Origin of the sequence: Snodgrassella alvi (genome assembly GCF_002777855.1) — a bacterium.
Taxonomy (GTDB): Bacteria; Pseudomonadota; Gammaproteobacteria; order Burkholderiales; family Neisseriaceae; genus Snodgrassella; species Snodgrassella alvi_E.
Window position 1 is genome coordinate 105672 of the sequence record NZ_MEIK01000034.1, and the last position, 21509, is coordinate 127180.

At 42.0% G+C, this 21509-nt stretch carries 19 protein-coding genes; 7 read left to right on the forward strand and 12 right to left on the reverse strand.

The genetic code is table 11. The features are described 5' to 3' along the window. The first annotated feature begins 41 nt into the window (after window positions 1-41). The gene (gene thrC / locus BHC43_RS06290; protein WP_100156840.1) at window positions 42-1454 is read left to right on the forward strand and encodes a threonine synthase; all 1413 of its coding nucleotides are present in this window, start codon (window positions 42-44) and stop codon (window positions 1452-1454) included. Between the two features lie 76 nt (window positions 1455-1530). Here thrC and BHC43_RS06295 read toward each other — a convergent pair whose 3' ends face one another. Both BHC43_RS06295 and BHC43_RS06300 read right to left on the reverse strand, forming a co-directional pair. Next, window positions 1531-3033, reverse strand: a complete 1503-nt coding sequence (locus BHC43_RS06295) for a cation:proton antiporter (protein ID WP_100139945.1) — start codon at window positions 3031-3033, stop codon at window positions 1531-1533. Window positions 3034-3136: 103 nt separating this feature from the next. Further along, on the reverse strand, window positions 3137-4075 hold the full coding sequence (locus BHC43_RS06300; protein ID WP_100156841.1) for a Dyp-type peroxidase: 939 nt from the start codon (window positions 4073-4075) through the stop codon (window positions 3137-3139). Between the two features lie 331 nt (window positions 4076-4406). On the opposite strand from BHC43_RS06300, the gene BHC43_RS06305 reads away from it, so the two are divergent. Next, window positions 4407-6137 (forward strand): cation:proton antiporter domain-containing protein, encoded by a 1731-nt coding sequence (locus tag BHC43_RS06305; protein ID WP_100139947.1) that lies wholly within the window; start codon window positions 4407-4409, stop codon window positions 6135-6137. Between the two features lie 180 nt (window positions 6138-6317). Here the strand turns inward: BHC43_RS06305 and BHC43_RS06310 are convergent, their stop codons facing one another. The 10 genes from BHC43_RS06310 to BHC43_RS06355 all read right to left on the reverse strand — a co-directional run bounded on the left by BHC43_RS06310 (window position 6318) and on the right by BHC43_RS06355 (window position 18299). Next, window positions 6318-7673 carry an MFS transporter gene (locus BHC43_RS06310; RefSeq protein ID WP_100157079.1) on the reverse strand — a complete coding sequence of 452 codons (1356 nt, stop codon included), beginning with the start codon at window positions 7671-7673 and terminating at the stop codon, window positions 6318-6320. A gap of 123 nt (window positions 7674-7796) precedes the next feature. After that, window positions 7797-8687 (reverse strand): heme o synthase, encoded by an 891-nt coding sequence (cyoE, locus tag BHC43_RS06315; protein ID WP_100152388.1) that lies wholly within the window; start codon window positions 8685-8687, stop codon window positions 7797-7799. A gap of 9 nt (window positions 8688-8696) precedes the next feature. Continuing rightward, window positions 8697-9029, reverse strand: a complete 333-nt coding sequence (gene cyoD, locus BHC43_RS06320; protein WP_100139949.1) for a cytochrome o ubiquinol oxidase subunit IV — start codon at window positions 9027-9029, stop codon at window positions 8697-8699. Next, window positions 9026-9637 (reverse strand): cytochrome o ubiquinol oxidase subunit III, encoded by a 612-nt coding sequence (locus tag BHC43_RS06325; protein ID WP_100139950.1) that lies wholly within the window; start codon window positions 9635-9637, stop codon window positions 9026-9028. The genes cyoD and BHC43_RS06325 overlap by 4 nt, the downstream gene beginning before the upstream one ends. Next, a complete protein-coding gene (cyoB, locus tag BHC43_RS06330; protein WP_100139951.1) occupies window positions 9637-11622 on the reverse strand; it encodes a cytochrome o ubiquinol oxidase subunit I in 1986 nt (661 codons plus the stop codon). Before cyoB ends, BHC43_RS06325 begins: the two co-directional genes overlap by 1 nt. Window positions 11623-11641: 19 nt before the next feature. After that, window positions 11642-12532, reverse strand: a complete 891-nt coding sequence (gene cyoA / locus BHC43_RS06335; RefSeq protein WP_100139952.1) for a ubiquinol oxidase subunit II — start codon at window positions 12530-12532, stop codon at window positions 11642-11644. 1022 nt (window positions 12533-13554) lie between these two features. Then, window positions 13555-14568 carry a porphobilinogen synthase gene (hemB, locus tag BHC43_RS06340; protein WP_100152389.1) on the reverse strand — a complete coding sequence of 338 codons (1014 nt, stop codon included), beginning with the start codon at window positions 14566-14568 and terminating at the stop codon, window positions 13555-13557. A 1071-nt stretch (window positions 14569-15639) separates the two neighbouring features. Further along, the gene (locus BHC43_RS06345; protein ID WP_100152390.1) at window positions 15640-16410 is read right to left on the reverse strand and encodes an endonuclease/exonuclease/phosphatase family protein; all 771 of its coding nucleotides are present in this window, start codon (window positions 16408-16410) and stop codon (window positions 15640-15642) included. A gap of 22 nt (window positions 16411-16432) precedes the next feature. Beyond that, window positions 16433-16876 carry a dihydroneopterin triphosphate diphosphatase gene (gene nudB, locus BHC43_RS06350; RefSeq protein ID WP_100156842.1) on the reverse strand — a complete coding sequence of 148 codons (444 nt, stop codon included), beginning with the start codon at window positions 16874-16876 and terminating at the stop codon, window positions 16433-16435. After that, window positions 16869-18299 (reverse strand): mechanosensitive ion channel family protein, encoded by a 1431-nt coding sequence (locus tag BHC43_RS06355; protein ID WP_100152392.1) that lies wholly within the window; start codon window positions 18297-18299, stop codon window positions 16869-16871. The genes nudB and BHC43_RS06355 overlap by 8 nt, the downstream gene beginning before the upstream one ends. A gap of 334 nt (window positions 18300-18633) precedes the next feature. On the opposite strand from BHC43_RS06355, the gene rpsF reads away from it, so the two are divergent. The 5 genes from rpsF (at window position 18634) to mltB (ending at window position 21234) form a co-directional block, all read left to right on the forward strand. Then, the gene (gene rpsF / locus BHC43_RS06360) at window positions 18634-19014 is read left to right on the forward strand and encodes a 30S ribosomal protein S6 (RefSeq protein ID WP_100139956.1); all 381 of its coding nucleotides are present in this window, start codon (window positions 18634-18636) and stop codon (window positions 19012-19014) included. A 19-nt stretch (window positions 19015-19033) separates the two neighbouring features. Further along, window positions 19034-19330: a primosomal replication protein N gene (priB, locus tag BHC43_RS06365; RefSeq protein WP_100152393.1), complete on the forward strand. Its 297-nt coding sequence runs from the start codon at window positions 19034-19036 to the stop codon at window positions 19328-19330. 5 nt (window positions 19331-19335) lie between these two features. Beyond that, window positions 19336-19566: a 30S ribosomal protein S18 gene (gene rpsR, locus BHC43_RS06370; RefSeq protein ID WP_025330416.1), complete on the forward strand. Its 231-nt coding sequence runs from the start codon at window positions 19336-19338 to the stop codon at window positions 19564-19566. Window positions 19567-19581: 15 nt separating this feature from the next. Further along, on the forward strand, window positions 19582-20037 hold the full coding sequence (rplI, locus tag BHC43_RS06375; RefSeq protein ID WP_100139958.1) for a 50S ribosomal protein L9: 456 nt from the start codon (window positions 19582-19584) through the stop codon (window positions 20035-20037). Window positions 20038-20157: 120 nt separating this feature from the next. After that, window positions 20158-21234 carry a lytic murein transglycosylase B gene (gene mltB / locus BHC43_RS06380; RefSeq protein WP_100139959.1) on the forward strand — a complete coding sequence of 359 codons (1077 nt, stop codon included), beginning with the start codon at window positions 20158-20160 and terminating at the stop codon, window positions 21232-21234. Window positions 21235-21509: the final 275 nt, after the last annotated feature.

Genomic DNA, 21509 nt, shown 5'->3' on the forward strand with positions numbered 1-21509 from the left:
CTATGGTTCAGATATGATTTCAGAATCATACAGGAGAAACAATGAAATACATTAGTACCAGAGGGCAGACAGCACCAAAAAGCTTTAGTCAGGCATTAATGGCAGGGCTGGCTGATGATGGTGGATTGTTACTGCCACAAAGCTATCCACATATCGATGCATTTACTCTGCATGACTGGCGCTCATTGAGCTATGCTGAGCTGGCTCTTCAAATCATCAGCTTATTTGCTACTGACATACCTAAAGCGGATTTACAGACAATCATTAGCAAAACCTATACTGCAGATGTATTTGGTAGTGATGAAATTACGCCTCTGAGAACGTTGCATGACGGTGTCAATATTCAAGCGCTATCAAACGGCCCTACACTAGCTTTTAAAGATATGGCCATGCAGTTATTGGGCAATCTCTTTGAATATGTGCTAGGACGTGAAAACCGTTATCTCAATATTATCGGTGCCACCAGCGGTGATACTGGTTCAGCAGCTGAATATGCCTTGAGGGGTAAAGACAGAGTAAATGTGTTCATGTTATCGCCCTTTGGCAAAATGAGCGATTTTCAGCGTGCACAAATGTACAGCTTACAGGACGGCAATATATTCAATATTGCTATCAAAGGTATGTTCGACGATTGTCAGGACATCGTGAAAGCCTTACAGAATGATCATGCTTTCAAGGCTAATTACCATCTGAGTACGGTTAATTCGATTAACTGGGGCAGAATTGTGGCGCAAGTGGTGTATTATTTTAAAGGCTATTTTGCTGCCACCAATAGTAACGAGCAGAAAGTATCATTTTGTGTCCCAAGCGGTAATTTCGGTAATGTACTGGCCGGACATATTGCGCGCAGTATGGGTCTGCCCATTCACCGTCTGATAGTTGCCACCAATGAAAACGATGTATTGAACGAATTTTTCAATACTGGACATTATCGTCCGCGGGATGCAGCACATACTTTTGTTACATCCAGCCCTTCGATGGATATTTCCAAAGCCTCCAATTTTGAACGCTTTGTATACGATTTGCTGGACCACGATGGCACTAAAGTGCAGCAGCTCTGGCAACAGGTAGCCACTGGCAGCGGGTTTGATCTAAGCCCATTGCTCGACAAAATCCACAACCAGTATGGCTTTGCAGCTGGTAAAAGCACACATACCGATCGTCTGCATACTATTGCACAAGTTTATGCAGAAGACGGCAAGCTAATAGATCCGCATACTGCTGACGGTGTAAAAGTTGCTCGGCAATTGCGCGAAGCTGGTGAAATTATTGTTTGTCTAGAAACAGCACAGCCAGCTAAATTTGCCCAGACCATCCATGAGGCCGTTGGTGATAATGTCAAAATCCCGCGGCCAGATAATTTGGTTGGGCTGGAAGATTTACCACAGCGTGTTACCATCATGGATAACGATGCCGCTGCAGTACGAGAATTTATAGAAGCACAATTGAAATAAAAAATTCGGTCTACATGGCTTGATAAACACTTAATAAAAATGCCGGCTTAATCAAGCCGGCATTTTTAGATTCGGATTAAAAATTATCCGGATTTTCCAATTTGTCTACTTTCTGTTTTAATTCTTCTGGTGTTAGAGCAATCTCTTCACTCGGGTCAGCAGCAGCGGTAGCTACAGCAATCGGATTATAAACTGAAATATATTCTGAACCATCAGACCGATCTTCAATTGTATACATCACGCCACTGCGGTTAAAACGATGACACTGGCGCTGATACCAGCCGCGAAAACCGGTTTTCGGCTCGTCCGGATTGTAATAAAACGCATTCAATACTTCCGGTAACCCCAGACCACATACCACACCTGATAGCAATACACAGATAAAAGTATAACCAACAAGAATATCGCTGTATTTGGCCAATGCCGGCATATTGGCTACGGCTAGAATCAAAGCCAAAGAAATACCGCCGCGCACACCACCCCATGACAGAATGGTCAGGCTGCCATGGTAGCTTTTCTTATGCACTTTAGGAAACAGCATAAAGGCCAGAATATTGCCGATAAAGCGGCTCAGATGTAGTAACACGAATGCAACAATACCGCCGATAACCAGCGTTTTGCTCATGTCTACAATAAAAAGTTCCAGACCAATCAGGGTAAATAGGAAAGAATTGATGATCCCTTCTACCGCATGCCAGAAATTATTAACATCATCTATTTCTTTTTTCTGCAATACTTCCTGCCATTTATTACCGACAATTAGACCTCCAACCACACAGGCAATTGGGCCGGAAGCATGGGCAAAATAGGCCACCAGATATGATCCAGAAGCGAGCAGGGCAGTGGCTAGAATCAGTGATTCATTTTCATGTTTACCGTGTAGCAGGCGTAATGCGCCGATACCAAAGATAAAACCGATAATCACGGCTACAATAATTTCATAGAAGAAATTCTCAATCACACCTATGGGTGAAACATGCTGGCCGTTAATCAGCGTTAGAATGGTCATAAACACCACGATACACATTGCATCGTTGAATAAAGATTCACCTTCCAGCTTAACCATCAAATGCCGAGGTGTGCGAACTGAGCTCAATACGCCTTTGATACCAATAGGGTCAGTGGCACCGAGGGCAGAACCAAGTAGTAACAGCACGAGCAGCGGGACATAATCTCCTACCAGAAACTGGAAAGCATAAAGCAGCCCGCCAAACAGTACGGAACACAACAACAAACCGAGAGTGGCCAAAATTAATATCTGACGCCAGTAGCGTTTTAAATCGGAAATCTTGAATTTGAGGGCAGAGGAAGTCAGGATAAAACAGATTACACCGTTAACCAGAAAATCATAAAAATTAATATGGCCAACCGCAGCTTTCAACGCCATGATATCCACATGAATAAAATGATTGCGTCCGAACAAATTCATACCCCATTGCAGAGCGAATACAAGAATTGCAGAAACAATCGGCACACCAATGGCCTGTGGCATATCAAACAACCGTTTATTTAATAGCGTCGTGACTATGGACAACGAAAAAATAACGGTGATGGCCTGTAAAAAAAGTACACTACCCATGCAAACAGTTTTCCTTTATTGAGTTGATGTTATAAATTAGAGTTAAACCGAATCTGTCGCAGTTTCGAGCAGGTTCCCCTTGAATAAAACATGCAAAAGTAACTTACGAATCAAATTCATCCATTAAATCAGGAGAAGGAATGAAATATAGACTGCCGCTCACTGGGGTACTGAAATCCAGCAGACGATCAACATGTCCTTCTGCATTACCGGTGAACATTTGTTTAACCATCTGACGGGTAACAGCAAATGAACGAGCATAGCCAATAAAGAATGTACCATATTCATTTTTCGATGGATGGGCAAAAGCAACATTTGCGCGAACTATTTTTAGTTCATTACCCTTAGCATCATAAACTTTGCTGACATTGTTATGTGCCGTCTGCGGTTTTTCCTCATCGGAAAGTTCAATATCATTGAATCGGCGCCGACCGATAGTTTTTTCTTGTTCCTCAACTGATAATTGTCGCCATGCCTGCATGTTGTGCAGGTATTTCTGAGTGAAAGCATAGCTACCGTTACGAAACAGCGGATCTTCATCTCCAACCACGGCATAATCCATTTTGCGTTCGTCGTCAGGATTTTCAGTACCATCGACAAAACCAATAATGGCACGCCCATCCAGATAACGGAACCCGCTGACCTCATCTATCGGATAAGTGGCCTCTCCCAGAATTTCATGAATCATTGCGGCCATTTCATAGCAAATATCCTGACGGTCTGCACGAATATGGAAAAATAAATCGCCTGGTGTGGCCACTGCAGTATGCTTAGCACCTTTGATTTCAGTAAAAGGCACTAGCTCTTTCGGTTTGGGTTTCGCTGGACGCAATCTGTCCCACGCATCCGAACCAATCCCCATTAACGCATTGAAATGTTCATCATGAAAACGGCCATGTAAACTGCGTATTAAAGCTGAAAAACCGGTGATAAAATCAAGAACATCAGCAACTGCTGTTTCATTGTCCTTAATGCCAAGCGTAATAAACAAAGCGCTTTTACCCGGATAGGCAACTACCGGCGGTATCCTGTTTATAGTCATTAATAAAACTTTCCTAAACCAATATTATAGTGAATTTAACTAACCTTATTAAGTACAAGCAGACACAAATTTAAAAAATTTTAACTATTTCGCTCAGAAAAATAATATTTCATATTCAACTAAGAATATGGAATATGGCTCGGAAATAAGTACGATTTGATGTCCCCTTCATTAATGCAATTAATAAATGGGGATACTTAACTATAATATATGCAAAGATTAGATAAAAAACGATAATTATATATGAAAAGCTGATAAAAGCTTTTATTTATCAAGAATTATCCGTTAATATAGATTACTTACTATTACTGATTATTACCCTGAGAAATCAATGCACCACTCATTTCCACTGGTAGAAACCATTGTAGGCGGATTATTTTTTGCTTTTATACTCGGTTATATAGCCCACAAATTACGTATGCCACCTTTAGTTGGCTACCTCTTTGCAGGGATTATTGTCGGGCCGTACACCAAAGGTTTTACTGCTGATATGCATTTATCACAGCAGCTGGCAGAGTTGGGCGTAATTTTGCTCATGTTTGGAGTGGGTTTACATTTTTCTATCCGCGATTTGCTTGCAGTCAAACGTGTTGCCATTCCTGGGGCACTGATACAGATTGCACTGGCTACCCTATTAGGCTGGCTATTGGCATGGCTGGCCGGATGGAGCTCTGGTGCCGGAATTGTGTTTGGGCTGGCTTTATCTTGTGCTTCTACGGTAGTTTTAATAGCTGCTTTGCAGCGCTGGCATCTGGGGGATTCTACGCAAGGCCGCATTGCCACCGGCTGGCTCATTGTGGAAGATATAGCCATGGTGTTTGTGCTGGTCATGATTCCGGCGCTGGCGCCGGTATTGTCAGGACAAGGAAGTGTTTCGAGTGCTGATTTATTTTATTTACTAGGCAAAACCAGTGTTCAGATTATTGCGTTTGTGATAGTGATGCTGTTTCTGGGGCGCCGTCTCATACCCTGGTCCTTACAGCGTGTAGTAGGCACCGGTAGTCCAGAGCTATTCCGGCTGGCGGTTATAGCCGTAGCGCTGGGTTGCGCCATATTAGCCAATTATCTTTTCGGTGTCTCATTTGCACTGGGTGCGTTTTTTGCTGGAGCCATCATCAGTGAAACCAGTATGAATCACACAGCTGAAGATGCTTCGAGCGGATTGAGAGAATTTTTTACAGTTTTGTTCTTTGTTTCAGTAGGGATGCTGTTTGACCCCAGCATTATTATTCGTGAACCCTTATTGCTCATAGCAACCCTGCTGGTTGTGGTAATCGGCAAAAGTGCAGGCGCATTTCTGATTGTGCGCGTATTTGGTTATCCGCCACAAACAGCATTAACCATTGCCGTAGCATTGGCTCAGATTGGGGAGTTTTCTTTTATGATAGCCAGCTTAGGGTCGGTATACAAAATATTGCCTCCCTTGGCCAGCGATTTGATATTAGGGAGTGCTCTGATTTCCATTATTTGTAATCCTTTTCTGTTTGTCTGGCTTAACCGGTATCTAGAAAAACAGAATCAACAGGCTACCTCAGCAGCACCAGGCGTGATTGACAGCGGAATGATGTCTGATAAGCCTCATGCAAAAGTGGCTGCTCCCATTAAACCGGTATCGATTTATTTTGTTGATGAAGACATGGCTGTTGCGCCAGCTGTCAGCAATCATACCGTCCTCGTTGGTGCCGGTCCGGTAGGGCAGGAAATTATCAGGCATTTGCAGGCTCAGAATGAAACGGTATATGTTCAGGAAAACCGGCTTGACGTAGTAACAGAACTACGAGCACGTCAGATACCAGTGGCTTACGGACACGCTTTGTCTGATGGTATGCTTGATGCAGTATTTGTGTCCGAAGCCAGAAATTTGATTATTACCATCCAAAATAAAACAGAGATTGTTTCAATTATCAAAGCTGCACTGGCACTCAATCCTCAGTTGCAAATCGTGACGTTTAGCCGATATGAACAGGATAAGCAATTATTTATCCAAGCTGGTGCTACAAAAGTAGTTGATAGCCAGATTGTGCTAGCACAGGAAATTATGCAGGCCTTTGAGCAGGCATAAATTTTTCATTCCTGTGAAAAATGGTAAAAAAGAAAATTATCAATATTGAATGCCATAAAATCCGGCCAAGTTTAAAAATAAAACTGCTTAGAAATAAATAATTAGCGCAAGTTATATTCTGGCAGGTATTTTATTTAAACTATGAGCCGGATACGAAAAAAACGTCTTGTTAATAGATACCTATCTGCAGATGGAGTTGATAAAAGCTTCCAACTGCTGGCGGCTGGTAACTTTACTGTCAATTTTAATGTAGATGCTGTGTTCTTCAGGCACAATCAAAACTTGGCTAATACCATTCTGCTGCAATAATTGTTGGCGTGCATTCTTGGGCAAAAGTTGATTGCTGCCCAGCGTCAAGCGCAGACTAGCCAGATAGGGTGGTTCCTGCATAGTACAACTTAGCAGCAACCACACCACAGCTAATCCTGTACCAAACAAAAAAACTGTATGAGCACCACAATGTGCAGCCAGCCAGCCTCCGATGGTGCCACCGCAGGCTACTCCGAGAAACTGTCCCGTAGCGTAAATGCCCATTGCTGTGCCTTTAAAACCGGCAGGCGCTTCTTTGCTTACCCAAGATGGCAGCAAGGCTTCCATCAAATTAAACGCAATAAAAAACAACAATACACCTATAATTAGGGACCAAAAGGAAACATTGGCCAGCCATAAAACTGTTTCTGCAAGCATTAGACCGGCAACGCATATGATAAAAACTCGTCTCATCCGGCGCTTACTTTCTGCATAAATGATCGGTGGCAATACCGTAATAAATGCAATCAGCATTGTGTATAAATAAATTTGCCAGTGTTTGGATGCTGGAAATCCTGCTTGTTCAAGTTGCAAAGGCAGAGCAACAAAGGTAGACATCAGTAGAAAATGCAGACAAAAAATACCTATGTTTAGCTTGAATAAGGGTGCATTACGCAGTAGAGTGCCAAAGCTACCCTTCACGATACCAGATTCACGATTGAGCACATGAACATTGCTCACAGGTACAAAAAATAAAGTCAGTGCAATAGCGATTACTGCCAGTGAGGCAATGACCCAAAATAGACCGTGTAAACCAAATGCATGTGTGATAATTGGGCCACATACCATGGCCAATGCAAATGTTATGCCAAAGCTGATGCCGATAAAAGCCATCGCTTTAGTGCGATTCTGTTCACGAGTTAAATCTGAAAGTAGAGCCATTACGGCTGCGGCAATTGCGCCGCTACCCTGTAAAGCTCGTCCCAAAATCACGCCCCAGATTGAGGTGGTTACAGCGGCAATGATGCTGCCCAGAGTGAAGATTATCAAACCGCCCACAATCAGTGGCTTGCGTCCAAAACGGTCTGACCATAAGCCAAAAGGAATCTGTAGTAAAGCCTGCATCAGGCCATAAATACCAATAGCCAGCCCGATCAGGCTTTCATTGGCTCCTTGTAATGTCATTCCATAAGTGGTCAGTACCGGCAAAACCATAAACATGCCCAGCATGCGCAATGAAAAAACCGCTCCTAATCCCCATGTTGCTCGCCTTTCGGCGGAGTTCATGTGTGTATCATTATTGTTGGAATTCATATTGAGTACAGCTTAAAAGAAAAACCTGCCTATTGTAAAAGAAACAAAGGCAGGTTGGGGTGGTTTGCGTATTATTATGTATTCATGTTTACGGTATCAACCAGCCAAGCTTAATACAGTAGGAGAGGCCGGTGTCATGAAATCTACCGACATCATAATGCTTAAGGTAGTGATAGCTATAATCGAAAATACAAACAGTTTACGTGCCCATATACGGTCATTATTCTGCGCTTTATAACCAGATAGTGCCATACACAGCCACCATACACTGACCGCAGCAGCCACCACCAGATATTTGTATCCGGCATAACCACCTATAGACAGCATCAGTGTCGCAAACATAAAAGCAATGATATAAAACGTGATATGGTGTTTGGCTACCGCAATACCTTTTACCACTGGCAAAACCGGAATATTGGCTGCCTGATAATCCTTAAAGCGATAAATCGCAATGGCGTAGGAATGTGGCATTTGCCAGAGACTGAAAATCGCTAGCAGAATAAGTGCACCAGCATCAAAATTATTGCTTACTGCACAATAACCAATCACTGGAGGTGCGGCACCTGACAGACTGCCAATAAGGGTACCGTAAACAGAATGCCGTTTCATATAGAGACTATAAATCCCTACATAAACCACAAAGCCCATTACAGATAACCACATGGCCAACGGGTTAGCACCAAAATAAAGCACAACAAACCCAGCAATACCCAGTATCGTGGCTAATGCAAAGGTCACCCGTGCAGAGGCGAGCCCTCGTACTAGAACACGATTCTTGGTACGTTCCATCTTCGGATCGATATCACGGTCAATCAGGTTATTGAACGCACAGCCAGAAGCTACTACCAGAGACACGCCCAGCAGAGTAAGAATTAGCAGGAAACCGTTAATGCTGCCTTTGGAAGCCAGCAAAAACCCGCCGACAACCGAAATCAGGTTGCCGACGATAATACCTGGTTTAGTTACTTGCAGGTATGGCTTAATCATGAACTGCCTTTAACCTAACACCATGTTTGCATTCAGGCTCCACATAATCCAAATGGAAAGGCCTACCAGCAATACAATCACAATTGCGGTGAAAATAAATGAAATTAGATTCCAGCGTTCTTCCGGATTACTGCCCAAATGGAGGAAACATACTAACTGAACAATAAGCTGTAATACAGCTGTAATCACAATCACCGCAAACAAAGTTTTCTTGTCTGCTGCATGATTCATGACCATCAGAAACGGAATCAGAGTTAATACCACCGACAGGATAAAACCAATGACGTAGTTTTTAGCACTGCCATGTTGTGGAATATGGTCTTGATGGTTTGACTGACTCATAACGCTACCCCCATCAGATATACAATTGAGAACACGCAAATCCACACGATGTCCAGAAAGTGCCAGAACAGGCTCAGGCAGTTAATACGCGTACGATTAACACTAGTCAGACCACGCGAAGCAACCTGAATCATCAGAACTGCCATCCAGATCAGACCGGCGGTAACGTGCAGACCATGGGTACCTACCAGAGCAAAAAAGCCAGACAGATATCCACTGCGATCCGGTCCCATACCATGTGTAATCAGATGATGGAATTCATACAGCTCCATCCCAATGAAGCAGGCACCGAATACAAAGGTTATAACCAGCCACAACAAAACCTGACTCTGATTATTGCGATTCATTGCCAGTACGGCAAAACCGTATGTAATGGAACTCAGTAACAGAGCAAAAGTTTCTACCAGCACAAAAGGGAGCTCGAAAATGTCTTTGCCGCTTGGGCCACCAGCCGTGCCCGGCAGGAGCACGATATAGGTGGCAAACAGACAAGAGAACAAAATCAAGTCACTCATCAGGTAAATCCAGAACCCGAATACCTTCAGTGAACCGTTGTCGTGGTGAGCGTGTTCAGGCGCCTTACCGTGAATCAAGGTTTCAGTTGACATTATTTCAGTCCTGCTTTAGTTAATTCATTAAAACGTTTGCTTTCAATGGCTTCAATTTCAGCAACCGGTACGTAGTAATCCACGTCGGTGTCGAAGCTCTTGGCAATGAGACTAATAATCATGCCAGCGAAGCCAATGATGGCCATCCACCAGATATGCCAAATCATGGCAAAACCGAAAATCAGGGAGAATACACCGATAACGAGACCGGCAGCTGTATTTTTCGGCATATGAATTTCTTCATATTTAGCTGGTTTCTTATACGCAATACCTTTTTCTTTTTCGTCCCAGAATGCATCACGGGATTCAACTTGAGGCTGAATAGCGAAATTGTAGAAGGGTACTGGAGAAGAAGTAGACCATTCTAGTGTGCGGCCATCCCATGGGTCGCCGGTCACATCTAGATTTTCTTTACGATGTATGCAGGAAACCACTACCTGAATCACCATGCATACCACACCAAGAGCAATGATGGCAGCACCAGCAGCAGCTACGCACAGCAATGTGTGGAAAGCTGGGTCAATGTGCTGACTCAAACGACGGGTCATGCCCATGAAGCCCAGTGCATATAACGGCATAAACGCAACAAAGAAGCCGATAAACCAACACCAGAAGGCGCGTTTACCCCATGTTTCATTCAGCTTGAAGCCAAATGCTTTCGGGAACCAGTAGTTGAGCGCTGCAAACAGACCGAATACCACACCACCGATAATAGTGTTATGGAAGTGGGCTACCAAAAACAGACTGCCATGCAGTACAAAGTCGGCACCTGGTACAGCTAACAGTACGCCGGTCATACCACCTACGGAGAAAGTAATGATAAAGCCTACCGTCCACAGCATTGGAACATGGAAAGAAATACGGCCTTCATACATAGTAAACAACCAGTTGAATATTTTCACCCCAGTCGGAATGGAAATAATCATAGTGGCGATACCAAAGAACGCATTAACGTTGGCACCAGAGCCCATGGTAAAGAAGTGGTGCAACCATACAATGAAAGACAAGATGGTAATACATACGGTGGCCCATACCATTGAGGTATAGCCGAACATGGTTTTACGTGAGAATGTAGCAGTTACTTCTGAATATACACCGAAAATTGGCAGAATCAGAATATAAACTTCTGGATGACCCCATGCCCAAATCAGGTTGATATACATCATCATGTTACCGCCCAATTCATTGGTAAAGAAGTGGGTGCCAAGGTAACGGTCTAATGTCAGCATCGCTACAGATGCAGTCAAAATCGGGAAAGAAGTCAGAATCAGAATGTTGCTACAGAAAGAAGCCCAGCAAAAGATAGGCATTTTCATCATAGTCATGCCAGGGGCACGCATTTTCAGTATGGTAGCGATAAAGTTAACCGCACTTACCGTAGTACCTATACCCGATATCTGCAGACTCCATATCCAGTAATCTACACCAACTCCAGGGCTGAATTCCAATCCAGACAGCGGTGGATAAGCCAACCAGCCAGTTTGGGCAAATTCGCCCAGACCCAATGACAAGTTAACCAGCACTACACTGACAGCGGTAAACCAGAAACCCAGATTATTTAGGAATGGATAAGCCACATCGCGCGCGCCTAGCTGCAACGGAATGACGAAGTTCATCAAACCAATAACAAATGGCATTGCTACAAAGAAAATCATGATTACACCGTGGGCGGTGAAAATCTGATCATAGTGATGTGGCGGCAGAAAGCCATCACTGGTACCAGAGGAAGCAAGTACCTGCTGGCTACGCATCATCACAGCATCGGCGAAACCACGTACCAACATCACCACTGCGACAATGATGTACATGATACCGATGCGTTTGTGGTCAACTGTGGTAAACCATTCTTTCCACAGATAGGTCCATTTATGAAAATACGTAATTGCACCCACCAACGCCAAACCTATGACGATGATGGCTGTAATCGTTACCATGACAATTGGTTCATGGAACGGTATCGCATCTAAAGATAATTTTCCGAACATTGTTTATTTCCTCGCAAGCTTACTCAGCACTGCTGGCGGCACTGGCCTGTAAAGTAGCCGGCATATTGTGATTGGCAAATTTAGCAATCACGTTGCCGTACAAACTCGGATTTGCGCTGGAGAAGTATTCCACTTTGTGGAATTGACTAGGCGCAGCCAGTTTGTTGAATGAAGCCATGTCATTAAGTGTATTTGGCGACTGTTTCACCTTTTCCACCCATTGATTGAAGCTGGCTTCATCCGGTGTAGCAATGGCAGTGAATTTCATACCAGAGAAACCGGCACCGCTGTAGCTGGATGAAATACCTTTGTATTCACCGGCAGTATCAGCTACCAGATGTAGCTTGGTCTGCATACCGGCCATAGCGTAAATCTGACTACCCAGCTGGGGGATGAAGAATGAATTCATCACTGTATTAGAAGTGATTCTGAATTCCACCGGTGTGTCTTTCGGAAAAGCGATTTCATTAACTGTAGCAATACCCTGTTCTGGATAAATAAACAGCCATTTCCAGTCTAATGAAATAACTTCAATTACTACTGGTTTTTTATCACTTTCCAGCGGACGATACGGGTCCAGAGAATGAGTGGTTTTCCAAGTGATTGTTCCCAGAATGAGAATAATCAGGATAGGAATGCCCCAAACTACGGCCTCGAGTTTATTGGAATGCGCCCATTTCGGCGAATATTTGGCATTGCTTCCCTCTCTGTATTTCAGAGAGAAGAGAATTGCCATAATAATCACCGGAATTACGACTATCAACATCAAGCAGATTGCTGTCAGTATCAGCGTGCGTTCTTCCTGACCTATATGGCCTTTAGGGTTTAGCAGAGCTGCATCACAGCCGCTTAACAACAGCGAACCGATCAGCATCGTCAATACTATCCCTGAGAGCTTACTTAATTTCATGTAACGACCTCAACATTACGGGAAACACGATTAACGTTTGTAAAAAACGGGAGTTACTATTTTAAGACAATGTTGGCAAACTGTATATTGCCTGTGGCTATATGTTATTTAAGGAATGTTAAATAAGTATTATTCTTGTTTTTATTTCTGTTTATATTTTATATACAAATCATACATTTATTTTTATTTTTTTTATGGCGATAAGAAGGGATGGGTAAAGTCTAAAAATTACATTAATATATTAATACAATTATTAACACACAATTATTGCTACTGGATTACAATTCTGAATTGAAAATATCTTTACTAGGTGTATGAATAAATAATTGATATATAACTAAAAATTATAAATTGGTTTTCTTCCTGCTGCTATCTGAGAAGATGATATTTACATGAATTACAATTTAGTTTTCTTAGAAATAATTAATCTATATCAAAATAAGCTCTCTTATAATTTTAATTGCGCATATCGAATATGCTGATTGTATTTCAAAATAGAAAATAAGCTATAAAAATAGGTAACAAATTATATTTTAAGGAATTTTATATAAATATAGTTTCGTGTTAAAAAAAATTAGCTGTGTTGTAATTTTATCGCTAAGGATGAACGTGGTTGATAAGATTAATTAAAATACGACGCAAATAAAGTTTTTAATCGATGTAGATGTCTATTTTATTTAATTTTTTAATGTATCAATGTTAGATAGAGATTAACCTATTTCATTTTTCATTAAAGCAATTAATATGCCATTTTATAGCTGAGCCAAGAATTATTTAATTTAAATTGTAATAGCGCAAAGTAAATTCGAGTGTTTCAAAGTTATTAGATAAGTATGTAAATGATGCTGTAATTTTAATCAAAATTTTTAAGTGTAAAGGTAATTTAGATCAGCCTGAATATGAGAAAAAAGTAGAGCTTAGATTGTTCTGGGATTGCATGGATGCTGCCGGCTTTAACTATAGAAGAAGATTGGTTACGGCAGCTCTATGCAATCGTTATGGGATTGATGATGAATGAAAAATTAAACGTTGGATTGTTGTTTGAGCCGTTGAGCAGCATCTAGTGCGAAATAGGTCAGGATGCCATCAGCACCAGCTCGTTTAAACGCCAGTAAGCTTTCTATTATCACCTTGTCCGCATCTAGCCAGCCATTTTGTATCGCAGCCTGAAGCATTGCGTATTCGCCTGAAACCTGATATGCATAAGTAGGTACAGCAAATTCATCTTTAACCCTTCGAATGATGTCCAGATAGGGCATACCTGGTTTAATCATTACCATGTCAGCACCTTCAGCAATATCTAGTGCGACTTCATGAAGTGCTTCATTGCTATTTGCGGGATCCATCTGGTAAGTATATTTATTCCCTTTACCCAAATTTCCTGCACTACCTACAGCACTACGAAACGGACCATAAAAAGCAGAGGCATATTTAGCAGCATAGGACATAATGCGGGTATGGATGAAACCATTTTCTTCCAGAGCTTCACGTACGGCGCCAATGCGCCCATCCATCATATCACTTGGTGAAAGAATATCTGCACCTGCGTCGGCGTGAGATAATGATTGTTTAATAATAGCTTCTATTGTTTCATCATTTTGAATATAGCCATTTGCATCTGGTAATCCATCCTGCCCGTGAGTGGTATAGGGATCAAGAGCCTGATCAGCCATTACACCTAATTCAGGAAAGCGTGATTTTAAAGCGCGAATAGCTCGCTGGATAATACCATTTTCATCCCATGCTGCACGTCCGTCAGCTGTTTTACATTCTGGATTGGGTACACCAAATAAATCCAGTACTGGTACACCAAGTTCAAGTGCTTGTTCGGCAACTTTTAATAATTCATCAATGGATAACCGTTCAACACCGGGCATACATTCGACCGGAGTGCGACCGCTTTTTTCGTGCACGAAAACCGGCAAAATAAAATCATTTGCTGTTAGGATGGTTTCACGCATCATGCGGCGTGAAAAATCATCATGCCGCATTCTTCGCATTCGGGTATTTGGCATGATACGGGGAGGAAAATTCATAATTGCTATCCTATTATTTTATTACTCAGCATACTGTTAATAGTATGAATGAGTTTGATATCACCGCCAGTGAGGTTTGGTGAAATTGAGTGTGGTATTTTAATCCTTTTTACATGGCACTTCTAATCGTCTATTCGAAGCCTGATTGTTCTAAAGAGGTTCTGATTTTTGGGATTGCATGGAAGCTTGTTTGATAATTGAACGAGTAAATGCATATTGTTATTAGTTGAATAATTTAAATTTATCAATAGATTGCTTAGATACTGTATTTAATATGCATTCAGCTAACTTGTATCTAATTGTTTGGCATGAGGTTATGGGCGCAATGTATGCCGAGTGAAATTTATCAATGAATTCTAATGATTTGAAGACAGCAAATTTATCGATTGTATTTTTATGGATGGCAAACCAAAGCCTTTATTCAACATCATAATTTAAATGGTGAAATTTAAATTTTAATATAAAATAATTATAATTATATTAATAGTAGTGAAAGAAATCTGGCATCATTGTCGAGATTAAAATAGCCACATAGCCAGCATTACACTAAGTGCAAATAATTAAAGGTTGCCGGTAAATGAAATAGCGATGGGACTGACTGAGAGAATTATATTCGGATGAATATGCTTGTTTAATTAAGTGAGTGCGAGACAAAACCAAACAATTGGAAAGATTAATCTTTTACTAACAGGTTTAGTTTAAATACGGTGTTATGAGTTTTTGCAATTGAAAATTTTCTGGAATCTTATATAAATAGAAAAAACTACCAGAAGAAATAAAAAATAAAATAGCAAAGAGTTGATGCCAAACTTCAGTATATTTTGTGATGTCTGCATAAACCAGTTTGGCATCTTGCAATTCGCTAATTAGTCATGATGAGAAAACTTTGCTGCTGAAACTGCTGAAAACTATTATGAAAATAGGCTCAGTATTTGTCTTGCAAAGAAAGCGAGCATAATTCAATCTGATATTTAAGGTATTAAGGTTAACAAAATAGTTACTAACTAATTATCTATCCCATTGTTTATTTTTGCTATTCTATATGGTTTTTGATTAATTGTAGCAGCACGATTAGTGTGCTGATGAATTTTTTTCGTTTTCAGGAGAAATGATGGCAAACAAGGGCAGGTGGTCAGATAGTTTCTGCCAAGGCTGACCAGTTAATGGTTTGGCTGCCAGTACTTTTAAATGGCGGATGAAAATTCTATCGAGGCTTAAAAGGGGTAAGCGTGCCGGAAAAGTTTTTGGTGCATTGTGGTAATTACAAAATGCATCTTGCAGATTCAGTTTTGGGTCAAGAGTATTGTAAGAACGCTGGCGCCAGTCGTTGAAGTCTCCGGCCAGAATCAAGGGCTTCGCAGGGTCTATTTCACTTTGAATATAATCATATATAGTTTGATACTGCTTAATACGATCTGGTTCGCGCAGATTGAGATGAGCACACAAACACACTAATGGCGTTTGCCATTGTGGAAGCTGAACTTCGCAGTGTAACAGTCCGCGCTGTTCCATTTTATTGACACTAATATCCAGGTTATGGCAAGTGATCATGGGGTGGCGGCTAAGGATAGCATTGCCATGATCGCGGTATTTGTAGCGTGCATTGCGGCCGTAGCTCACATGATAGTCCAGTTGTTCACTGAGAATCTGGTAATGTGGTTGGCGAGGAAAATCAGGAATATTGTCTGCTCGTTTGCTGTTGTATCCCTGTACTTCCTGTAAAAACAGGATATCTGGAGCAAGCTGCTGTAAAGCTGTAGTCATTTGCAACAGCTGTACTTTCTGGTTTAGTGCAGACATGCCTTTATGAATATTGTAAGTGGCAATAGTGATGGCGTTCATGAAAGGTGTTGGAAAAATAGAATCACCAGCGTTGGGGCAACTGGATAAGTGCTGCACGGTTGGAAGGTGAGAAAACCTGCTCAGCAGCTTGCCCCAGAGGGCACCATTGGTAAAGCAGGTGCTCGCGTGGTGATAGTTTAATAGGAGTAGAAGCGTCTATACAAACCGAAAAAACATGTTCAGTGTTATGTGTTACGCCCGGTGCATAACGATGCCGCCAATGTGGATAAATTTCAAACACGCTTGAAAACTGCCAGTCGACAATATCGGTAGAAATAATACCAGTTTCTTCAGCCAGTTCACGTCTGGCTGTTTGTTCCAGAGTTTCTTCGGCTTCTTGACTGCCAGTGACTGATTGCCAGTAGCCGGGTTTATCTGCGCGCTCAAGTAGCAGTATCTGGTGGTTGTTGTTATAAACCACCACCAGTACAGACACCGGCATTTTATAGGTGTTAAGACTACTCATGAGGTTTATGCTGGCCTGCATGAAAAGAAGAAACGCTGAGTGCAGTTGGCAGTGGTTCAGAAAAAGATGGTTCTTCTTCAGTAGTAACTTGGTGCGTTATGCTGTCACAGGTAATGGGATCGCTTGCATCGTTAAGTATGCGGATTTCCTGCTGCGGAAATGGAAATTCTATACCTACTTCTTTGAAACGGTTCCATATTTCCAGCAAAATGGCTGAGTTAATGCTCATAAATCCATTTTCGGGATCGCGAATCCAGTAATTAACGTACAGATTGATACCCGAATCGGCAAACCCAGTGACAAAACTGTTTGGTTTTGGGTCGTCGCACACTCGTGCCTGTTTGGCTGCTGCTTCTTTCAATATTTCCAGAGCCTGTGGCAGGTCGGTATTGTAAGCAACCTGTAAGGTAAGATTGTTAGACATGATTTTGCTGGAATAGGAATCATTGATTACTGTATTGGAAACAAAGGTATCGTTAGGAATCAATGCTTCTGAACCATCACTGCTGCGCAATACCACAAAACGAGCGGTTATTTTGGTCACATAACCTGTAAAATTATTAATATTCAGCCGGTCGCCTGGTCTCACGGAATGGTCTGCCAAAATGATAAAGCCGGATACATAGTTGCTGGCAATTTTTTGCAAACCCAACCCAAGTCCAACACCTAAGGCACCACCGAATACAGACAGAATAGTGAGATTGATACCTACCATTGGAAGCGCAATCAGTACAGCCACAACCACAAGCAGAGTTTTGACAATTTTCACCAGCACATAGCGCAGATTTACATCAAGTTTTTCTGCTTTAAGTATATGCTGTTCGGTGATGCGCGATAGCCACATTGCGATAATGATAGCGATGCCAACAATAATGCTGCCGGTAATGACGGTATACAGACTCAGGCTGGTTGAACCTATCGGCAAGGCCAGTGATTTCAGTAATCGGATAATAAAGGTATCCAGACTGGTGAGCCAGAGCAGAAAGCACACCCATAAAAAAGTAGAAAGAGACCGCTCATAGCGTTCATTGAAGCGGTTATTGGGTATGGCGTTGTGCAATACGGCCATGATGATACGAATCATCAGCAGCCAGCGTGCGGTAAAGGCAGTAAGCTGTAGCCACAGAACCGATTCGCCGGTACTGACGCGCCAGATAACCATGGCAATGATGGTACACAGTAACAGTAATACCGGCCATAATAAGCGTGTAATAAAATGAAACAGAACCGGAAATTTGATTTCTCTTTGCTGAGTATGTCGGTTGATGACGGCCAGTATTTTCAAGCTTAGCCAGTACGTACCAAACATAATTATCACAGCAAAGGCCAGTTCGAGCCAGCCACTGCTGGTTTTTAAGCTGTGTACCATCAGGCGTGCCAGAAATTCTTTGCGGGCAAACATGGAGTCGAAATAGTTATTCATGGTGGGGCAAAGAAACAATATTTGAATATAACCTTAATGGTAGGCGTTTTAGTGGAGTTCTGTAAACCGTCGTTATCAAAATTTAGTATGGCTACTGAAATGTTTTGGGTTGATGATGTGACTTAAGAACAGTAAAGTTACATTTTGGTCTACAGTGATACATTCAGAGATCTCATAGTATGTCTGTATATAAAACAGCTATTCACAATGTTTGGGTGGAAATGGCAGACTATTATTTGATTCTGTATGCAAAAATATTTATAATAGCTGATTTTCCAACCTTGCCCTTTACACTTCGCATGGTAAAGGGATTGATTAGCCACAAGGAGTATTCATGCGTCATTATGAAATCGTGTTCATTGTCCATCCGGATCAAAGCGAACAGGTCGGTGCCATGGTTGAGCGTTACAAAACCATGATTACTGATGCCAACGGTAAAATTCACCGTTTGGAAGACTGGGGTCGCCGTCAGCTGGCTTACCCGATCAACAAAATTCACAAAGCACACTATGTGCTGATGAACGTTGAAACTACACCTGAAGTGATTGACGAAATTGAGACTGCGTTCCGCTTTAATGATGCGGTACTGCGTCATCTGACTGTGAAAATGGACGCAGCAGTAACTGAAGCTTCTCCGATGATGAAAGACGAGAAGTCCAAGAATCTGTTAGCAGGTAACAGCACTGAAGCTACTTCAGAGCAAGCTGAAGCCTGATTAATTTATTGAGGCTGGTTTGCTGAATCAATTATGCCTTTGTGCTCAGATTAAAAGTCTGAATGAATTACGTTATACCCCCGCTGGTTTGCCGGTATTAACTATGTGGCTTACCCATGAGTCGTGGCAGATGGAGCTACAACAGCGGTTTCTGGCGAAAATGGAAATTCAGGCAAAAGCATTAGGTGATTTAGCTGCTCACTGGCCGTATCAGCCGGGTAGTATGGTGGAAATCACTGGATTTCTGAGCCAAAAAGGTATTTATCATTCCCGACCGGTACTGCATATCCAACAAATTCGCGAATATAAAGGTTAAACGACATGGCTCGTCAATCATTCAAACGTAGAAAATTTTGCCGCTTCACTGCGGAAGGTATCAAACAGGTTGATTATAAAGCAGTTGACTTGTTAAAAGATTTTATTACCGAAAACGGTAAAATCATTCCGGCTCGTATTACTGGAACCAAAGCACATTATCAGCGTCAGCTATCTACAGCTGTAAAACGTGCCCGTTTTCTGGCTTTACTGCCTTACACCGATCAACATAAATAATAAGGAAGAGTTATTATGCAGATTATTTTGTTAGAAAAAGTCGGTGGCCTGGGTAATCTGGGTGATCTAGTTAATGTAAAAAACGGCTATGCCCGTAATTTTTTGATTCCTCAAGGCAAAGCACAGCGTGCCAATGCTGCCAATCTGGCTGCATTTGAAGAAAAACGCGCTGAGTATGAAGCTCATCAAGCTGCAGTATTGGCCGATGCCGAAGCACGCAAGCTGAAACTGGATGGTCAGACAATCAGCGTTGCTCAGAAAGCTGGTGTGGACGGCCGTTTGTTCGGTTCAGTTACTACTCATGATATTGCTGAAGCCATTAAAGCAGCAGTCGGTGTGGAAGTAGTGAAAGCTAATGTACGTCTGCCTAATGGTCCGTTAAAAGCCATTGGCGAATATGAAATCGAAGTAGCGCTACACAGTGATGCTGTGGCTGCTATTACGGTAACCGTTGTGGCTGCTGCTGAATAAGTATAACTGACCACACATCAGGAAAGCGTAAGCTGTCTGGATTATTCCAGACAGCTTTTTTGTTATAGATGGTAAAAATAGTTTAGACTGTGCATAAAGCATATATTAGGAACCATAATAATGAAATACCTACTGATTACAGGTGCAGCCTTATTGCTGGCGGCCTGCCAAAGCACACAATCTATCCAGAATAAACCAATTAAACCTGTTGTAACGGCTACTGTAACCACAGAGGCTGATGAAAAAGTGTTTGCATTAACCGATAGCGGTTTGGATTTGCTAGGCCGTAATGATGTGAACCGCTTTATTGATAATGAGATAAAACGTGGTCACTACAGCCGCGAGCAACTGGAAAATTTTTTTCGGCAAGTACGTTATCGCCCGAGTATTATCCGTGGCATGGATAAGCCGGGCACCTCTCAGCCGTGGTATACCTTTGTTCAGAATAATGCAAATAATGTGCGTATCACTACAGGTAACGCTTTTTGGCAGAATAATGCAGCTGTGATTCAGGAGGTTTCCAAGCGCTATGGTGTAACACCACAATTATTGGTTGCAATAGTGGGTATTGAAACCAATTATGGCGCGAGTATGGGTTCATATCGTGTGGCGGATGCGCTGACTACCCTTGGATATCACTATCCGCGCCGTGCAGCTTATTTTCAGCGCGAGCTGGCAGAATTTTTGCAGCTGGCTTATGAGGAAAAACAGGATCCATTTAGTTTCAAAGGTAGTTTTGCCGGAGCAATGGGTATGCCGCAGTTTATGCCATCCAGTTTTCATCAATATGCTGTAGATTGGGATGGTGACGGGCATAGGGATATCTGGCGCAATGCCGGTGATACGCTGGCTTCAGTGGCCAATTATATGAAGCAACATGGCTGGCAGTCTGGTGCACCGATTGCGGTACAGGTGAGTATGCAGCCAACGCCACAATTACTACAGATTATTGATGAGCCAACTTCCCTAAAATATACTGCCGGGCAATTGCGTCAACTGGGTGTGGTGATTCCGGCGCAGATAGGCAATCAGGAAAAGGGTATTTTGTACCGGCTGGAAATGTCACCCGGTGTGTATGATTACTGGTTTGGGCTAAATAATTTTTATACGGTCTGGCAATATAATCACAGCCGGCATTATGTAGCTGCGGTGCGGCAGATTGCCAATAATCTGGCTGATGCTAATGCAAATTTATAATGTTTAATTTGTCACTTTGTCCAAGCTAACTGCTGAGCTAGGTAGCTTTGCGAATAAGCTAAGCTACCTTCTGAATTTTGTACCAAACCTAGAGCTACAAAGAAATGTGTTGAGCTCATTATTCCAATTGTATAAATTGATCTGAGTTGTTGGATGTAAAGCTGGTATGGGTGCAGTAAATTATGTTTCATATTTAGTATTTAATCTTCTTATGGCAATGAATTACAGAATGTAAAAAAGTCGTTTGCTGATAATGCTTGAATTCTTACTAACAG

Bases quoted from the DNA above. Each gene is read 5' to 3' on its own strand.
- thrC (WP_100156840.1), top strand. From the start codon at position 42: ATGAAATACATTAGTACCAGAGGGCAGACAGCACCAAAAAGCTTTAGT.
- BHC43_RS06295 (WP_100139945.1), bottom strand. From the start codon at position 3,033: ATGGGTAGTGTACTTTTTTTACAGGCCATCACCGTTATTTTTTCGTTG.
- BHC43_RS06300 (WP_100156841.1), bottom strand. From the start codon at position 4,075: ATGACTATAAACAGGATACCGCCGGTAGTTGCCTATCCGGGTAAAAGC.
- BHC43_RS06305 (WP_100139947.1), top strand. From the start codon at position 4,407: ATGCACCACTCATTTCCACTGGTAGAAACCATTGTAGGCGGATTATTT.
- BHC43_RS06310 (WP_100157079.1), bottom strand. From the start codon at position 7,673: ATGAACTCCGCCGAAAGGCGAGCAACATGGGGATTAGGAGCGGTTTTT.
- cyoE (WP_100152388.1), bottom strand. From the start codon at position 8,687: ATGATTAAGCCATACCTGCAAGTAACTAAACCAGGTATTATCGTCGGC.
- cyoD (WP_100139949.1), bottom strand. From the start codon at position 9,029: ATGAGTCAGTCAAACCATCAAGACCATATTCCACAACATGGCAGTGCT.
- BHC43_RS06325 (WP_100139950.1), bottom strand. From the start codon at position 9,637: ATGTCAACTGAAACCTTGATTCACGGTAAGGCGCCTGAACACGCTCAC.
- cyoB (WP_100139951.1), bottom strand. From the start codon at position 11,622: ATGTTCGGAAAATTATCTTTAGATGCGATACCGTTCCATGAACCAATT.
- cyoA (WP_100139952.1), bottom strand. From the start codon at position 12,532: ATGAAATTAAGTAAGCTCTCAGGGATAGTATTGACGATGCTGATCGGT.
- hemB (WP_100152389.1), bottom strand. From the start codon at position 14,568: ATGAATTTTCCTCCCCGTATCATGCCAAATACCCGAATGCGAAGAATG.
- BHC43_RS06345 (WP_100152390.1), bottom strand. From the start codon at position 16,410: ATGAACGCCATCACTATTGCCACTTACAATATTCATAAAGGCATGTCT.
- nudB (WP_100156842.1), bottom strand. From the start codon at position 16,876: ATGAGTAGTCTTAACACCTATAAAATGCCGGTGTCTGTACTGGTGGTG.
- BHC43_RS06355 (WP_100152392.1), bottom strand. From the start codon at position 18,299: ATGAATAACTATTTCGACTCCATGTTTGCCCGCAAAGAATTTCTGGCA.
- rpsF (WP_100139956.1), top strand. From the start codon at position 18,634: ATGCGTCATTATGAAATCGTGTTCATTGTCCATCCGGATCAAAGCGAA.
- rpsR (WP_025330416.1), top strand. From the start codon at position 19,336: ATGGCTCGTCAATCATTCAAACGTAGAAAATTTTGCCGCTTCACTGCG.
- rplI (WP_100139958.1), top strand. From the start codon at position 19,582: ATGCAGATTATTTTGTTAGAAAAAGTCGGTGGCCTGGGTAATCTGGGT.
- mltB (WP_100139959.1), top strand. From the start codon at position 20,158: ATGAAATACCTACTGATTACAGGTGCAGCCTTATTGCTGGCGGCCTGC.